1 protein-coding gene is annotated in these 1,581 nt (G+C 58.3%); it reads left to right on the plus strand.

Annotated elements, in window-relative coordinates; genetic code table 11:
- Positions 1-73 precede the first annotated feature (73 nt).
- Positions 74-1,545, plus strand: a protein-coding gene (locus tag BSU04_RS42895) for an IS3 family transposase (RefSeq protein ID WP_441300099.1) whose coding sequence is annotated in 2 segments (ribosomal slippage) — positions 74-473 and positions 473-1,545 — 1,473 coding nt in all. Because the reading frame shifts where the segments join, the coding sequence is not laid out codon by codon here.
- Positions 1,546-1,581 lie beyond the last annotated feature (36 nt).

Raw genomic sequence — 1,581 nt, forward strand, 5'->3', positions numbered from 1 at the left:
CCCCCTGTGTCAAACTGCTGTGAGACAACTTCTTCAAACAGTTTAAGGAAGTTGCCCACAGATGGATAAGCAGATGAAAGAGGTTTTTGAGGAACGTGACGTCAGTGCGAAGGTTTTCCCCGAGGGGGCCTCGGGGAAAACGGCAACCGATGCTGAGGTCGTCGCGGCGCCAAGCCGCCGGAGTTTTTCGACGAGCTACAAGCGCCGTATTGTGCGGGAAGCCGACGCGTGCAATGCCAGCGGCGCGGTCGGGGCACTGCTGCGCCGTGAGGGTCTCTACAGCTCGCATCTGAGCCACTGGCGCGTGGAGATCGAGGCGATCGACACTGCGGCGCTGGAGCATAAGCCAAGGGGCCCCAAGCCGAATGGCGCGAAGCTGGCCGATCGCCGCGTTGCCGCCCTCGAACTGCAGAACGCCAAGTTGATTAAGAAGCTCAACCGAGCCGAACAGATCATCGAGGCTCAAAAAAAACTCTGCAATTTGCTGGGCTTGCCGACGGAAGAGGATCTGCCGCGATGACTGCTGCCTGCGACCTTGTGGCGACCCTTGGCGCCGTGTCCGCATGCGAGGGCATGGGAGTGTCACGCGCCACCTACTATCGCCGCCTGTGGTCGCGTGTGCCGCAGCATACGGTACGCCGCCCGCGCCGTTCCCCGCTGGCGCTGAATATCGATGAGCGGCAGGCCGTGCTCGATGTCCTGTATTCGCCAGAGTATATCGACGTCGCACCGGCCACCGCGTACGCGATGCTGCTCGACGTCGGGATTTACCTCGGTTCGGTCTCGACCCTGTATCGAATCCTGCGCGACGCCAGCGCAACCCGGCCGCGGCGCGATGAACGGACCCACCCAGCGTATGCCAAGCCGGAATTGCTGGCGACGAATCCGAACGAAGTCTGGTCCTGGGATATCACGAAGCTCAAGGGACCGCTGAAGGCGGCGCACTTCCAGCTGTACGTCATCCTCGACATCTTCAGCCGTTGCGTGGTGGGCTGGATGATCGCCGATTGCGAATCGGATGCGTTGGCCCAAGCGCTTATCGCGCAGACCTGCGACAAGGAGAGCATCGTGCCTGGTCAACTGACCCTGCATGCCGACCGAGGACCATCAATGCGTTCAAAACTGGTGTCCGACCTGCTCGTCGATTTGAATGTGATCAAGAGTCATAGTCGGCCTTACACCTCTGACGACAACCCATTTTCGGAATCGCAATTTCGGACCATGAAGTACCGGCCAAATTTTCCGGAACGGTTCAATTCGCTTGCAGATGCACGTTCGTTCTGCCAGACATTTTTCGCCTGGTACAACGATGATCACCGTCATTCCGGCATCGGCTATATGACACCTGCCGCCATGCATTCTGGCGCAGCGACGGCCATCTATGAGCAACGCGCCCTTGTCCTGAAAACCGCATTTTTGCAGCATCCCAACCGCTTCAAACATTGCCAACCTCATCCGCCAGCACTGCCGACAGAGGCCGGTATCAACATGCCGAAACCGGCAAAAGGAGATGACAAGAAAACACAGAATTGCACACTAAACTAATCAAAAATATTGTCTCAAAGCGTTTGACACGCGCCG

Origin of the sequence: Caballeronia sordidicola (genome assembly GCF_002220365.1) — a bacterium.
Lineage (GTDB): Bacteria > Pseudomonadota > Gammaproteobacteria > Burkholderiales > Burkholderiaceae > Caballeronia > Caballeronia sordidicola_C.